Source organism: Streptomyces sp. NPDC079141, from assembly GCF_040686775.1.
Taxonomy (GTDB): Bacteria; Actinomycetota; Actinomycetes; order Streptomycetales; family Streptomycetaceae; genus Streptomyces.
Genome location: NZ_JBFBLP010000004.1, coordinates 91905 through 105649 on the forward strand (window position 1 = coordinate 91905; position 13745 = coordinate 105649).

The 13745-nt window shown below is 72.1% G+C and carries 10 protein-coding genes; 6 read left to right on the forward strand and 4 right to left on the reverse strand.

The window, feature by feature from the left end; translation table 11 throughout:
• Nucleotides 1-20: 20 nt before the first annotated feature.
• A complete protein-coding gene (locus tag AB0Q90_RS14545) occupies nucleotides 21-1088 on the reverse strand; it encodes a hypothetical protein (RefSeq protein WP_363162683.1) in 1068 nt (355 codons plus the stop codon).
• Nucleotides 1089-1246: 158 nt separating this feature from the next.
• Complete coding sequence (locus AB0Q90_RS14550; protein ID WP_363162684.1) at nucleotides 1247-2470, reverse strand: PP2C family protein-serine/threonine phosphatase; 1224 nt, start codon at nucleotides 2468-2470, stop codon at nucleotides 1247-1249.
• Nucleotides 2471-2807: 337 nt separating this feature from the next.
• Here AB0Q90_RS14550 and AB0Q90_RS14555 point away from each other — a divergent pair, with 337 nt between their 5' ends.
• Nucleotides 2808-3251 carry a hypothetical protein gene (locus tag AB0Q90_RS14555; RefSeq protein ID WP_363162685.1) on the forward strand — a complete coding sequence of 148 codons (444 nt, stop codon included), beginning with the start codon at nucleotides 2808-2810 and terminating at the stop codon, nucleotides 3249-3251.
• 60 nt (nucleotides 3252-3311) lie between these two features.
• Here AB0Q90_RS14555 and AB0Q90_RS14560 read toward each other — a convergent pair whose 3' ends face one another.
• Nucleotides 3312-3887: an SH3 domain-containing protein gene (locus tag AB0Q90_RS14560; protein WP_363162686.1), complete on the reverse strand. Its 576-nt coding sequence runs from the start codon at nucleotides 3885-3887 to the stop codon at nucleotides 3312-3314.
• 153 nt (nucleotides 3888-4040) lie between these two features.
• Here AB0Q90_RS14560 and AB0Q90_RS14565 point away from each other — a divergent pair, with 153 nt between their 5' ends.
• The 3 genes from AB0Q90_RS14565 to AB0Q90_RS14575 are packed head-to-tail and all read left to right on the forward strand — an operon-like array spanning nucleotide 4041 to nucleotide 7833.
• Complete coding sequence (locus tag AB0Q90_RS14565; RefSeq protein ID WP_363162687.1) at nucleotides 4041-4889, forward strand: hypothetical protein; 849 nt, start codon at nucleotides 4041-4043, stop codon at nucleotides 4887-4889.
• 24 nt (nucleotides 4890-4913) lie between these two features.
• Nucleotides 4914-5882, forward strand: coding sequence for an endonuclease/exonuclease/phosphatase family protein (locus tag AB0Q90_RS14570; protein WP_363162688.1), 969 nt, complete (start codon nucleotides 4914-4916; stop codon nucleotides 5880-5882).
• Nucleotides 5883-5889: 7 nt separating this feature from the next.
• On the forward strand, nucleotides 5890-7833 hold the full coding sequence (locus tag AB0Q90_RS14575) for an FUSC family protein (RefSeq protein WP_363162689.1): 1944 nt from the start codon (nucleotides 5890-5892) through the stop codon (nucleotides 7831-7833).
• A gap of 29 nt (nucleotides 7834-7862) precedes the next feature.
• On the opposite strand, the gene AB0Q90_RS14580 is transcribed toward AB0Q90_RS14575, so the two are convergent.
• Entirely contained in the window at nucleotides 7863-9932 is a 2070-nt protein-coding gene (locus AB0Q90_RS14580) for a PhoX family protein (RefSeq protein WP_363162690.1), read from the reverse strand.
• A gap of 225 nt (nucleotides 9933-10157) precedes the next feature.
• Between AB0Q90_RS14580 and AB0Q90_RS14585 the strand changes: the two genes are divergently transcribed.
• Together AB0Q90_RS14585 and metG are read left to right on the forward strand one after the other, a co-directional pair.
• A complete protein-coding gene (locus AB0Q90_RS14585) occupies nucleotides 10158-11807 on the forward strand; it encodes a VWA domain-containing protein (RefSeq protein WP_363162691.1) in 1650 nt (549 codons plus the stop codon).
• 144 nt (nucleotides 11808-11951) lie between these two features.
• On the forward strand, nucleotides 11952-13670 hold the full coding sequence (gene metG / locus AB0Q90_RS14590) for a methionine--tRNA ligase (protein WP_363162692.1): 1719 nt from the start codon (nucleotides 11952-11954) through the stop codon (nucleotides 13668-13670).
• Nucleotides 13671-13745: the final 75 nt, after the last annotated feature.

Below are 13745 nucleotides of genomic sequence, written 5' to 3' on the forward strand. Positions count from 1 at the left end.
CAGTCGGGCCGGCTTCACGTTCACGGACTGAGCGGGCGCAGCGAGCTCAGCCGGTGCAACTGCTGCTGGACGTGGTCCAGCGCGCCCTGCCGACGGCCCGGCACGCGGGCACGCAAGTCGGCCAGCGCGGACCCGAGTTCACGGGCCCGCGCCGGGTCCGTGATACACCCCCACTGGTGGTGGGCCCGGTCGACCGCGGACTCGACAGCGGGGTCCTCCGGCGACTGCCCGGCACTCAACCGGGCCCCGGCGACGGCCAGCCAGGTACGGCAGCTGCGGACCGCGTCGCCCGCGAACATCGCCAGATCCGCGCGGACTTCGGTCCAGTGCAGGGCCTCCGGGGAGCCCGGCCCGTGCGCCTGTACGGCGGCCTGCTCGTGCCGGGCGGCGAGGTCGTCGGCTTCGCTGTGGCGGCCGGACTGCACGGCAGCGGTGATGACCGTGTGCGGGTCGGCGACCGACCCGGGCACCCCCAGGACGAGGTCCCCCTGTCCCTCGCCGCCCAGCCGCGTGAGCGCCTGCTGGTGCAACTCCGCGAGCGCGGGACGCCGCCCGCTGCGCAGGATCGTCGCCACCGCCTTCATGTACGAGGGCACCGCGACCGTACGCCGGTTCGGCGGCGGTGCGATGCGTCCGTGAACGGCGACGTTGTTGCCCACCTCCAGCGGCCGGGTCCGCAGCTGCTCCCACGTCTCGGCGTCCGCGTGCAGGTCGACCACCAGCGCCGTCGTGCCCGGCGCCCGCAGCCGCAGCTCCTCGCGGAACCAGTGCCACGGGAACGCCGTGTAGCGGACCGTCGACGGCGTGGTCCGCGCCAGCGCCAGGTGCATCAGCCGCTGGCGGCGGTCGAGTTGGAGCTGGCCGGTGACGAACACGGTGAGCGGGCCGGGGGCCGCCGCGGCGGCGCGCAGCCGGGTCAGCACGGCCTGCGGTTCCAGCGGGTCGGCGAGTTCCACGACGTTCGCGGTGTCGGTACCGGCCAGCACCGCGGGCGGCACCGCCGCGAGGACGGGGAGCACGGACGCCGCGTCCACCAGACAGCCCTTGCCCGCCGGCGAGGCGGCGAGCAGCAGCACGGTTCCGGGCATCGGTCCCTCCCCATCCCCCGTCGATCACGTACGGATGCACGGTAACCGCTTTTGCAAACTACGGTGCGGCTGCGCCCCATAGGGGCGCGGGGCTGTATCGAAATGCGGCTCCGCCGCGCGGGCGCGACCAGCCACGACGGCGTCGCACCCGAGAGCGTTCAGTCCGGCCGCACCGCAAACACCGTCGTATCGTCGGCCAGTACACCGCCACAGTGCCGCAGGGTGCCGTCGCGGACCAGCGCGACCAGCAGACGGGGCTCGGCGAGACGAGGGTCGGCAGCAACGGCGCGGGCGACCTCGTCGGCCATCGGATAGAAGGCGCCGTCGGCATCCCTGGCCTCGGTCACGCCGTCCGTGGTCATCAGCACCGTCTCGCCGGGGGCGAGGCTGGAGCGGCGCACGGGCGGCGGGCCGGGGCTGCCGGCGAGTTCGGCGAGGCCGAGCGGGAGCCCGTCGCCCGGCGGCAGCGGCCGTACCCCCGCCGGGCCCACCACCAGTGGCGGTTCATGGCCGAAGACGACCGACTCGACCGTGCCCGGGGCGTGCGCGGGGAAGCCCAGCAGGACGGCGGTGGCGAAGCGGTCGCCGTCCGGCCGGCCCAGGGCCACGACATGGCCGGCGTGCCGGGTCATACGGATCTCCAGCCGGTCGGCGACGGTGGCCAGATCCGGCTCGTGGTACGCGGACTCGCGGAACGTGCCGAGCAGCGCGGCGGCCGTCTCGACCGCGCCGAGGCCCTTTCCCTGTACGTCGCCGACGAGGACGCGGGTGCCGTGCGGGCCGGGCTGGATGTCGTAGAAGTCGCCGCCGACGCGGGCCTCGACGTCGGCGGTGAGATAGACGGCGGCGTGGTCGAGGCCGCCCCAGCCCGGTGGCATCGGGCGCAGGACGGTGCGGCGGATGGTCTCGGCGACGTCGCGCATGTGCAGCATGCGGCGTTCACCGCGTACGCGTACGGCGCAGGCGAGCGTGGCCAGGATGCCGCCGACGGCGACGAGGATGAAGTCGGGCAGGCCGGTCTGGTACTGGTGCGGCCAGGCGCTGTCCACGCTGACGTACGTGATGAGCGCGAGCACCGCGTACAGGGCCGTGCCCCAGACGCCGCAGATCGCGGCGGCGATGCCGGGTACCAGGACGATCCAGGAGACGATCCGGAACTCGCCGGTGGTGTTGAAGTCGGCCACCGCGATCGCGACGAGCAGCACGAGCGGCGGCACCCAGGCGACGCTCCGGCCGTGCACCCGGAGCAGCTGGTGCCGGCGGGTGACGTCCTTCTGCCCGACGGCACGGGGGAGTGAGGCGAGCGGCCCATGCCGGGCGCTCCGCCCACTGACCGGCCGCAAGACCCGCCCCGGGGTGCCCCCGCCGTTCACGGCCCTCATGCGCTTCAGCGAAACATGGGGGGCGCGGCGCCGCACGTCGTCCAACGACGGTTCTCGCCCGGGTGGTGCGAAGCTGCGGGCGCGTGGGGGCTGATCGCGCAGTTCCCCGCGCCCCTAAAGGGGCGCTCAACCTGCGGGCAGCAGGCGGTGCCGATGCAGCCGCTGAGCCTGCGGGCATGCGGGCCGCCTGGGGCGGCACGGGTGGGCGCAGGCGGCACCCCGTTAGCGCCGGGCTGCGCGACCCACCCCCACGCCGGCCCCCACCCCCCGGACTTGCCAGCCGGCGGCTCCAGGTGTGCTCTGGAAGCCGGGGGGCGAGGAGAGAGGAGTGCTTCTCATGGCTCACGCGGCACCGGCACCCGGCACCCGACCCCGGGCACCACGCACACCCGACATCTTCAGCGCACGCACCCACCACGCCGTGGCAATGGCGACACCCGTCGTCCTGGGGCTCGTCTACGGCTACTGGGCGGCAGCCAACCGTCGCGACGGCGGCGAAATCACCGGCTGGAACATCCTGTTCGGCTTTGTCACGGCGCTCGCCTTCGCCGTCGCCTACATCGGCGTACGCGCCCTGGCGCCACGGCTCAAGCGCGAGCTGCACGCGCTGCTGTGGACGGCCTTCGCCGGCTGCGCGTTCGGCTTCCTGTACAGCCAGACCGGGGCGACCGTGCTGCGGTCCACGGTGATGTCGCTGGCGGTCTCCGCGGGCGTCTTCGCCGTGCTGTTCTACCGCTACTACACCCACGAGGACGCCGAGGGACACCGGCTCCCGAGCTGACGGAAACACGCGTGGGCCCCGGCACGACCGCCGGGGCCCACGCGCTCCCTCACCTTCCCCTCACCAGCCGCCCAGCCAGCTCCATGCGCTGGACGACGATCCGGACGCGCTCCAGCTCCACGACCCGGAGGCGCTCCAGGAACCGGAGCCCGACGCGCTCCAGGACTCGGACTCGGACGCGCTCCAGGAGTCGTTCCAGAACGGGTCCTCCCAGTTGGTCCAGGAGCCGTCCTTCCATTCGGGGCACGGATCGGAGCAGGTCGGCACCCGGTGCCCGCCGGTGTCCACGAAGGCGGCGCTGGCCCAGGCCTGGGCGCCGACGAGCCAGTACCAGTACGGGTTGCCGTTGACGCTCTGCCCGATGACCTTGCAGTCCACCCGGTCCTGGCTGCCCGGGGACAGCCAGCCCACGGCGGGCGAGTGAGTGGTGGGCGCCTGCCTGACGTTGAGCTTGGTGTGGGAGACGACAGTGCCCCAGATCGGACCGCCATGACCGCCATGGCCGCCACCGCCGCCGCGTTCTCCGTCGGCATACGTCGGCGGGGCTGCCGCGGCCGTACCCGCTGTCGCGGCGACCAGGGAGCCGCCTGCGAGCAGGGCCACGGCCAGGGTCCGCAGAGCCGGAGTGGTGCGCATGATCGGCCTCCTTTCCCCAGCACCAGGAAACACCCGTTCGGGTGAACCCTCCACCGGAGAGCGGAGTCCCCAGTTCCGCCAAGGGGTGCGGGCTTGCGCCCATACGGCCGTCCAGCGCTGGCGCACCCCGCCCCCGCCGTCTTGCCTGGAACCGTGCCCTCCCGCCTGCGGAACGCCGTCTCGGCCGCGCTGATCGCCCTGGCCTGCCTCCTGCTGCCCTTCGGCGCACTGGCTGCCTGGGCGTCCTACGGGCTGGCCGACACCGGCCGGTACGTCACCACGATGGCCCCGCTCGCCGCCGACCCTGCCGTACGGGACGCGGTCGCGGACACCGTCGGTGACGGGATCGTGCACGAGGTGAACGTCGACCCGCCCATGCGCCCCTTCGTGCAGGACGCCGTGCGCTCCTTCACCCGCACCGACGCCTTCCGCACCGCGTGGGACGCCGGCAACCGGGCGGTCCACGACGCCGTCCTGCGCGCGGTGCGGAACGACGACACGGGCGCCGTCACGGTCGACCTGGCCCCGGTCGCCGCCGAGGTCAGAACCCAACTCGTCCACGACAACGTGCCGTTGGCGCACCGCATCCCCGTCGAGCACACCGAGGTCGCCGTCCTGCCACCCGGCGACCTGGCCCAACTCCGCAAGGGCTTCCAGCTGCTGGAGGTCGCCGGTTTCTGGCTGCCCGTCACCGCCGCCGTCCTCGCCGTCGCCGGGATCGCGCTCGCCGCCTGCCGCCGCCGCGCGGTCACGGCGACCGCCCTCGGCACGGCCCTCGGCGGCGCCCTCCTCGGCCTCGCCGTCGCCATCGGCCGCCGGCTCACCCTCACCGACCTGCCCGAACAGGTCCACCGCCCCGCCGCGGGCGCCGTCTACGACGCGCTCACCGCCACCCTGCGCACGGTCTCCTGGCTACTGGTCGCCGTCGGCCTGACCGTCGCCCTCGGCACCTGGCTGCTGAGCCGCCACCGGCAACCTTCCGCGCCGTCCTCCCGTCTTTGACAGGGGCGGGCGCGAGGAGGGGAGTTGGACACTGTGGCTGCCGGAGGGCGGCGGTTCCTCGTCCTGGCCGCCGCGCTGCTTCTCGCGGGCATCAGCGTCGTCGTCGGCTGCCGTGTCGCCGACACCGACGCGATCACCCCCGTACCGCAGCTCCTCGCCTTTCTGCCGTGGCTGCTCGTGCCCACCGGACTCGGGCTGGCGTGCACGGTGTTCGCGCGGTGGTGGGCCGGGACGGTGTGGGGCGTGGTGCTGCTCGGGCTGCTGGCCTGGTTCATCGAGCCGTACGGCACGGCCGGCACCCCCGAGGGGCGCCCCGTCGCCTCCTTCCGGGTGCTGGCCGCGAACGTCGAGTTCGGGCAGGGCACCGACTCGCTCGTCGCCGCCGTCCGCCGCGCGAAGCCGGACGTGGTCTTCGTGTCGGAGTGCGAGTACGTCTGCGACGCCCGTCTGAAGGAGACGCTCGGCGCCGACTACCCGTACCGGGAGGCCCGGACGGCGGGCGGCTCCGAGGGATCGACGATCCTCAGCCGCTTCCCGCTCCGGCCCACCGACGGCGTCTCCGGCACGATGGCCATGCCCGGCGCCGTCGCGGACGTCGACGGGCACACCGTACGGTTCCAGCTCGCGCACCCCATGCCGCCGCTGCCCGGCCAGGTCGGCGTCTGGCGCCGGGAACTGGGCGGCCTGCGCGACTTCGCCGCGGCCGACGAGCGGACCCCGACCGTCCTCGCCGGCGACTTCAACGCCTCCCAGGACCACGCCGCCTTCCGCCGCCTCCTCGACGCCGGTCTGCGCGACGCGGCCCGGCTGACCGGCGCCGACCGCACCCCGACCTGGCCGGCCCGCACCGCTCGGGTGCTCGGCGCGCAGATCGACCACGTCCTGGTGTCCGAGGAGTTCTCCGCGCGCACCGCCCGTTTCCTGGACCTCGACGGCACCGACCACCGTGCGCTGCTGGTCGACCTCACGCTGCACGGGCCGGATGACGTGTAATAGGCGCATGTCCCGCGAGTTCCCCATCGGCCTCACCCCGCCCGACTGGCTGGTCAGGAACCTCCAGACACAGCAGGCGCCGGTCAACCGCGCCGCCGTCGCCCGCGCCGCGATCGCGATGTCCCTGCCGCTGGCGATCGGACTCGCGGCCGGCGAGCCGACGTACGGCGCGCTGGCCTCCATGGGCGCCCTGTCCGGCGTCATCGGCGACACCGCCGACGCCTACCGCATGCGGCTGCTCAACATCGCCGTCCCGCAGCTCTTCGGCGCCATCGGCATCACCCTCGGCTCGCTGGTGTACGGCCACGGCTGGATCGCCGTCGCCGTCGTCACGGCCGTCGCGCTGATCTCCGGGATGATCTCCACGATCGGCGCGGTGGCCTCGGTGTCGGGACTGCTCCTGCTGCTCAACTCCGTGGTCGGCGCGGGCCTGCCGATGCCCGGCGAGTGGTGGCTGGCCCCGCTGCTGATGACCGGCGGCGGCCTGCTGGTCCTGCTCCTCGCCCTGCTGGCCTGGCCGCTGCGCGGCGGGGTCCCGGAGCGGGCGGCGGTGGCGGACACCTACCGCACGGTCGCCGCGCTGCTGGAGGCCACCGGCAGCCCGGAGTCCTACGACGACATGCGCCACGCCGTCACCCAGTCCCTGAACCAGGCCTACGACCTCGTCCTCGCCCGGCGCACCCGCCACCACGGCCGCAGCCCCGAACTGACCCGGCTGCTGGCCCAGTTGAACGCGATCACCCCGGTCGTGGAGGCCGCCCCCGCCGCCCACCTGAACGGCAGACCGCTGCCGGCGGAACTCCCCGAGGCGGTACGCCATCTCGCCCAGGCCGTGGAGACGGGCTACACCGGGCCGACAGGCCTGAAGCTGCCGACCCCTGCCGGCGAAACCGCACGCGCCGTCGACCACGCCCTGCGCCACGCCGCCGACGTCGTCGCCGCCCCCGACGTCGACCCCCGAGGCATCGACGACCGCCTCGGCCGCCCGGCGGCACTGTCCATCCGCGCCGCCCGCGCCGCCCGGAACGTCACCCTCTCCGCCAACTCCTGGCGCTACGGCCTGCGCCTCGCCCTGTGCATCGGCGTGGCCCAGGTCCTGGTGTCGATCATCCCCGTCCCCCGCTCCTACTGGGTGGCCCTGACCATCACCTTCGTGATGAAGCCCGACTTCGGCTCGGTGTTCTCCCGGGCCCTGCTGCGGGCGCTCGGCACCGTGGCCGGCCTGGTCGTCGCGGCGGCGGTGCTGGCGGAGGTGCCGAGGGGCTGGTGGGACGTACCGGTGATGCTGCTGCTGGCGCCGCTGATCCCCCTGCTCACCCCGCGCGGCTACGGCTATCAGACCGCCGCGATCACCCCGGTGATCCTGCTCCTGTCCGACATCCTGAACCACGAGGGCACGGACCTGCTGCTGCCCCGCCTGGTCGACTCGCTGATGGGCTGCGGCATCGCCCTGGTCGCCGGCTATCTGCTCTGGCCGGAGAGCTGGCACACCCGGGTCGGCGACCGCCTCGCGGACGCGGTCGCCGACACCGCGCGCTATGTGGAGGGCGCCTTCGGCACGGCCCCGGTCGACCCGCCGGCCCGCGCCCGGATGCGCCGCCGCCTCTACCGCGACCTGTCCACGATCCGTACGGAGTTCCAGCGCGCGCTCACCGAGCCCCCGCCCACCGGCCGGCGGGCCGCCGCCTGGTGGCCCCTGGTCGTCGCCGTCGAACGCATCGTCGACGCGACAACGGCGGCGAGGGTCCGCGTCAAACACGGCGCCCCGCCACCGTCCCCGGCCGAGGTCACCCAGATCACCCGCCAGCTGCACGAACTCTCGGAAGGCCTACGCAGGGCCGAGACCCTCTACGCCGTCCGGACGGACCTCACGGGCCCGCCCGGCAGCGTCCTCGAACCACTGCGCCAGGAGGTGGCGGCGGCGAGGGCGATCACACAGCCGACGCCGTAGCCGCCACCACTGTCCGTGTACGGCGCCGGTCAGACGCCGATGTTGCGGCCGTCCTTGCGCCACACGGAAACAACCGCCGGACGGACGTACGTGCCCGGCCCGTCGGGCCAGGTGCTCGCCGGGTTGGCGACATCCGCACCGTCGATCTCACCCGGGTGCTGCACGGCGACCAGCACCCGCCGGTCCTGCACGATCGGCCCACAGGTCTCCGCACCGGTCGGCACCGTGAGGAACTGCTTCAGCTCGCCCCGCCGCTCACCGCGCGTAGCGACACCGAAGAGGCCGTCGTGCGAGCCGAGCTGGTTGCCGTCGGTGGAGATCCACAGGTTGCCGTACGAGTCGAAGGCGACGTTGTCCGGGCAGGAGATCGGGCTGACCTTGTCCTTCGGGAAGCCCGCGAAGTAGGTCGACGGGTCGTTGGGGTCACCCGCGACGAGGAACAGGCTCCAGGCGAACTTCGTCGAGTCGGCCCGGTTCCAGCGCTCGGTCAGCTCCAGGATCTGCCCGTGCTTGTTGCCGATGCGCGGGTTGGCCTCGTCGACGCCGGCGTAGCCGGTGGTGCCGCGGCGGGAGTTGTTGGTGAGGGCGACGTACACCTTGCCGGTGTACGGGTTGGGCTCGAAGTCCTCGGGGCGGTCCATCTTGGTCGCGCCCACCTTGTCACCGGCGAGGCGCGTGAAGACGCAGACCTCCTCGGCCGTCATCCCGTCCACGTGCGAGACGGCACCCTTGGCGGTGGCGGTGACCAGCGGGATCCACTCGCCGGAGCCGTCGAACTCACCGTCGCTGGGCAGCTTGCCGGTGCCGTCGATCTCGATGGCCGGGGAGTCGCCGGTGATCTTGGCGACGTAGAGGGTGCCCTCGTCGAGGAGGGTCATGTTGTACTCGCGTACGGCTCGCGACGTGCCCTTCTGCATCCGCTTGCTGCCGACGAACTTGTACATGTAGTCGAAGCGCTCGTCGTCACCGGAGTAGACGACCGGACGGCCGTCGTCGGTGAGCCGCACGGTCGCGCCCTCGTGCTTGAAGCGGCCGAGCAGGCTGTGCTTGCGGGGCGTGGACGTCGGGTTGTACGGGTCCAGCTCGACGACGTAGCCGAAGCGGTGGGGCTCGTTGGGCTCCTGGGCGACGTCGAACCGCTTGTCGAAGAGCTCCCACTTGCGCTCGGAGCCGGTGGCCGGCATGCCGTAGCGCTTGTCGGTGGCGCGGGTGGCGTTGGCGAAGTACTGGTTGAAGTTCTCCTCGCCGTGCAGCGTGGTGCCCCACGGGGTGGTGCCGCCGGAGCAGTTGTTGAGCGTGCCGAGAACCTTGGTGCCGGTCGGGTCGACGGAGGTCTTCAGCAGAGCGGACCCGGCGGCGGGGCCGGTGACCTTGAACTCGGTGGTGGCGGTGACGCGCCGGTTGAGCTGGTGCCGCGGCACGGCGGTGAGCTTGCCGGTCTTCGCGTCCGCCTGGACCACGACGACGGACAGGCCGTGCGCCGCCCAGGCGATCTCGACCTGCTCGCGGGTCGGGTTGGCGTCGTCGTAGCCGCGGAACATCAGGATCTCGTCGGTGTACTCGTGGTTCGCGACGAGGAGCTGACGGCCGTACTCACCGGGGAGCGGCAGCAGGGAGAGGAAGTCGCAGTTGTACCCGAACTGGCCGGCCTGCGCCTTCGCGGTCTGGTTCTCCGGGTCGAAGGCGGGGGCGCCGCGCAGGATGGGCTCGCCCCAGCGGATGACGACGTTCTGGCCGTAGCCCTCGGGCACGGTCACGGCGTCGGCGGTGTTGGGAGCGACAGGGGTGAACCGCAGACCGCGCGCCCCGCTGCCCGACCCCGGCTTGGACGTCGCTGCCTCGGCGGCCTGCGCCGACGGCGCCCCGCCCACGGCGCCGGCGGTACCGGCAGCGGCCGCGACGGTCACGACGGCGGCGGCACGCATCATCGAACGGCGGCTGAGGGCGCCGGCTATGACGTCGCCGACGTACGGGTTGGCGGTGGTGTTGGGCACCTCGTGGAAACAGGCGTCCCCACACCGGAACCGGCAGGTCATGGCGGAACGCCCGCCTTCGTGCGAACCGGACGACGTTCTGATGAGCGGCAGCGGAATGCGCATTTTGTTCTCCCCTTGCTTCCCCTTGTATCCAGCGAATCGGACGCTAGGAGCACGTTTGTGCGGGAGCGGGGACATGCAGTAAACGGCGGGTGAACTACAGGTAGCTGTACGGGCGTTGGCACCGTGGGACGCCCCTGCCCAAGATCACCACGCGGGACGGCTAACCTTACGTGTCCGTCCTGGCCAGGGATTGACGGGCTTCAACTCATGCGAAGGGTTGCGCACATGGGCATTCTCACTCTCCTGCGGAACGCATTCGGCCGGTCACGCAAGCAGCGTGCCACCGCCGAGGCAGAGGGTGCGGCAGCAACCCCGTCACAGACACCGGAACCGACGATCCCGTCACCGTCCCCGGAACCGACGGCCCCGGCAGAGTCCCCGGACCCGGCCCCCACCACCCAGCTCCCGGACCCCCGCCCCGCGGAGTCCCCCGAGCCCTCGGAACACGACCTGGTCACAGCAGCCTTCGACAACATCACGGTCCCGAGGCAGACGCCTCCGGCGGAAGAGCCGAAGGCGAAGCCGACGCCGGACGTGAAGGCGGAGCCCGAGGCGGAACCGACGCCGGACGTGAAGGCGGAGGCCGAGGCCGAGGCGGAGCCGACGCCGGACGTGAAGGCGGAGGCCGAGGCCGAGGCGGAGCCGACGCCGGACGTGGAGGCGGAGCCCACCACCGTGCCGGAGCTGGAGCCGGAGGTGACGGCAGAGCCCACCCCCGAGCCGGAGGCTGCCGCCCCAGAGCCCACACCCGCAGCCGAGGAGCCGACACCGGAACCGGAGGCCGAGCCGGAGACTGAGGTTGAGGCCGAGGCGGAGGCCGTGGCGGAGGCCGTGGCGGAGGCCGTGGCAGAGCCCGAGGCCGTGACGGAAGCTGAGGCCGTGGCAGAGCCCGAGCCTGCGGCCGAGCCGGAGGCGGAGGCCGAGGCCGAGCTGGAGACCGTGACCGAGGTTGATCCCGAGCCGGTGGCTGCCGAGGTCACCCCCGAGCCGATCACCGAGGTCGAGGCCGAGCCGACCACCACCCCCGCAGCCGCCGACGGCGAACCCGCCCCACAGGGGCCACCCGCACCCGACAACGAGACCAGCACGGGTGGTGCGGGTGGGAACGAAACGGCCGAAGGCGAAGCCGAGGCCGTGACGGAAGCTGAGCCCAAGGCGGAGACCGAGCCCGAGCCTGCGGCCAAGGCCGAGGTCACCCCCGAGCCCGAGCCGGAGGCTGAGGCCACAGACCCCGCCCAGCCCACCGCCGCCACCCTCGCCCCCGCCCACAAGGCCGCCACCACCGCCCTGAAGCAGCACGACCTCACCGGCACCCGGGCCAAGACCTACCTCGTCCTCGACCGCTCCGCCTCCATGCGCCCGTACTACAAGGACGGCTCCGCCCAGGCCCTCGCCGATCAGACGCTCGCCCTCGCCGCCCACCTCGACCCCGAGGCCACGGTCCACGTCGTCTTCTTCTCCACGGAACTCGACGGCACGGGCGAGCTCACCCTCACCGACCACGAGAACAAGATCGACGAGCTCCACGCCGGCCTCGGCCGCATGGGCCGTACCAGCTACCACGTAGCCGTCAACGAAGTCGTCACCCACCACGAGAAGCATGCCGACCCCGGCACCCCCGCCCTCGTGATCTTCCAGACGGACGGCGCCCCGGACGCGAAGACCCCCGCCACCCAGGCCCTCGCCGAGGCGGCGAAGACCCACCCCCACATCCACTTCGCCTTCGTCGCCTTCGGCGAGCACGACAACAAGGCCTTCGACTACCTCCGCAAACTGAAGACCGGCAACACGTCCTTCTTCCACGCGGGCCCGACCCCCCGCGAGCTCACGGACACCGAGCTCTACCAGGGCGTACTCGCGACCTGGAAGCCGTAACCAGCCACAGTCGGCCGCAACCGGCCGCAACCGAAACACCAGGGCCGCCCCCTTCCCACCCCTTAAAACGGGAAGCGGGCGGCCCACCCGTGTCGGCTACGATTTCAAGGTTCGTAAATCGACCGACCTGGGAGCAGCCAAGCCATGGCTCGACACCTCATCACCAGCGCCCTTCCGTACATCAACGGGATCAAGCACCTGGGCAACATGGTGGGGTCCATGCTCCCGGCGGACGTGTACTCCCGGTACCTCCGCCAGCGCGGCCACGACGTCCTCTACATCTGCGCCACCGACGAGCACGGCACCCCCGCCGAGCTGGCCGCGAAGGAGCAGGGCCTGCCCGTGGACGCGTTCTGCGCGCAGGCGCACGACGCCCAGAAGGCGGTCTACGACGGCTTCGCGCTGGCCTTCGACTACTTCGGCCGCAGCTCCTCCCCGCAGAACGTCGAGATCACCCAGCACTTCGCCCGCCGCCTCAACGAGAACGGCTTCATCGAAGAGCGCGCCATCCGTCAGGTGTACTCCCCCGCCGACGGCCGCTTCCTCCCGGACCGCTATGTCGAGGGCACCTGCCCCCACTGCGGCTACGACAAGGCCCGCGGCGACCAGTGCGAGAACTGCACCCGCGTCCTCGACCCGACGGACCTGATCAACCCGCGCAGCGCGATCTCCGGCTCCACGGACCTGGAGGTCCGCGAGACCAAGCACCTCTTCCTCCTCCAGTCGAAGCTGGAGAACGAGGTCCGCGAGTGGGTCGCCCGGCACGACAAGGACTGGCCGCACCTGGCCTCCTCCATCGCCCACAAGTGGCTGACCGAGGGCCTGCACGACCGCGCCATCACCCGTGACCTGGACTGGGGCGTCCCGGTCCCGGCGGACACCTGGCCGGAGCTGGCGGCGGAGGGCAAGGTCTTCTACGTCTGGTTCGACGCCCCGATCGAGTACATCGGCGCGACGAAGGAGTGGTCGGACCAGGACCCGGAGAACCGCGACTGGAAGTCCTGGTGGTACGAGGCCGACGACACCGTCCGCTACACGGAGTTCATGGCGAAGGACAACGTCCCCTTCCACACCGTCATGTTCCCGGCCACCGAACTCGGCGTACGCGAGCCGTGGAAGAAGGTCGACTACGTCAAGGCCTTCAACTGGCTGACGTACTACGGCGGCAAGTTCTCCACCTCGCAGAAGCGCGGCGTCTTCACCGACCAGGCCCTGGAGATCCTCCCGGCGGACTACTGGCGCTACTTCCTGATCGCCAACGCCCCCGAGTCGGACGACTCCTCCTTCACCTGGGAGCACTTCACCGCCACGGTGAACAAGGACCTCGCCGACACCCTCGGCAACTTCGTCAACCGCGTGCTGTCCTTCTCCCGCAAGCGCTTCGGCGACGACGTCCCCGCGGGCGGCGAGCCGGGCGAGGCGGAGGCGAAGCTGGGCGAGGAGATCGCCCGCCTTCTCGCGGAGTACGAGACCCAGATGGAGGCCCTCCAGTTCCGCAAGGCCGCGGCTGCGCTGCGCGCCCTGTGGTCGGCCGGCAACTCCTACCTGGAGGAGAAGGCCCCCTGGCTGGAGATCAAGACCGACAAGGACGGCGCCGCCCTCACCCTGCGCACGGCGATGAACCTGATCCACCTCTACGCGGTGGTCTCCGAGCCGTTCATCCCGGCGACGTCGGCCGCGATGCGCCAGGCCTTCTCCCTGCCGGAGGACACCGCGGCCTGGGTGAGCGCGGACGAGGCGAAGTCCCTCACCTCGGTCCCCGCCGGCACCCCCTTCACCGTTCCGCCGGTCCTGTTCGCCAAACTCACGGACGAGGACCTGGAAACGTACAAGGAGCGCTTCGGAGGCGTCACCGCCGAGTAACAGGTACCGGTGGGCCCCTATCGGTGATCGCCCCCCACGCGCTATACATCGTGAAGATCATGTGAAGCCAGTGAC

Coding starts and splice junctions, on each gene's coding strand:
- AB0Q90_RS14550 (WP_363162684.1), bottom strand. CDS start 2,470: ATGAGGGCCGTGAACGGCGGGGGCACCCCGGGGCGGGTCTTGCGGCCG.
- metG (WP_363162692.1), top strand. CDS start 11,952: ATGGCTCGACACCTCATCACCAGCGCCCTTCCGTACATCAACGGGATC.
- AB0Q90_RS14555 (WP_363162685.1), top strand. CDS start 2,808: ATGGCTCACGCGGCACCGGCACCCGGCACCCGACCCCGGGCACCACGC.
- AB0Q90_RS14585 (WP_363162691.1), top strand. CDS start 10,158: ATGGGCATTCTCACTCTCCTGCGGAACGCATTCGGCCGGTCACGCAAG.
- AB0Q90_RS14545 (WP_363162683.1), bottom strand. CDS start 1,088: ATGCCCGGAACCGTGCTGCTGCTCGCCGCCTCGCCGGCGGGCAAGGGC.
- AB0Q90_RS14580 (WP_363162690.1), bottom strand. CDS start 9,932: ATGCGCATTCCGCTGCCGCTCATCAGAACGTCGTCCGGTTCGCACGAA.
- AB0Q90_RS14560 (WP_363162686.1), bottom strand. CDS start 3,887: ATGCGCACCACTCCGGCTCTGCGGACCCTGGCCGTGGCCCTGCTCGCA.
- AB0Q90_RS14575 (WP_363162689.1), top strand. CDS start 5,890: ATGTCCCGCGAGTTCCCCATCGGCCTCACCCCGCCCGACTGGCTGGTC.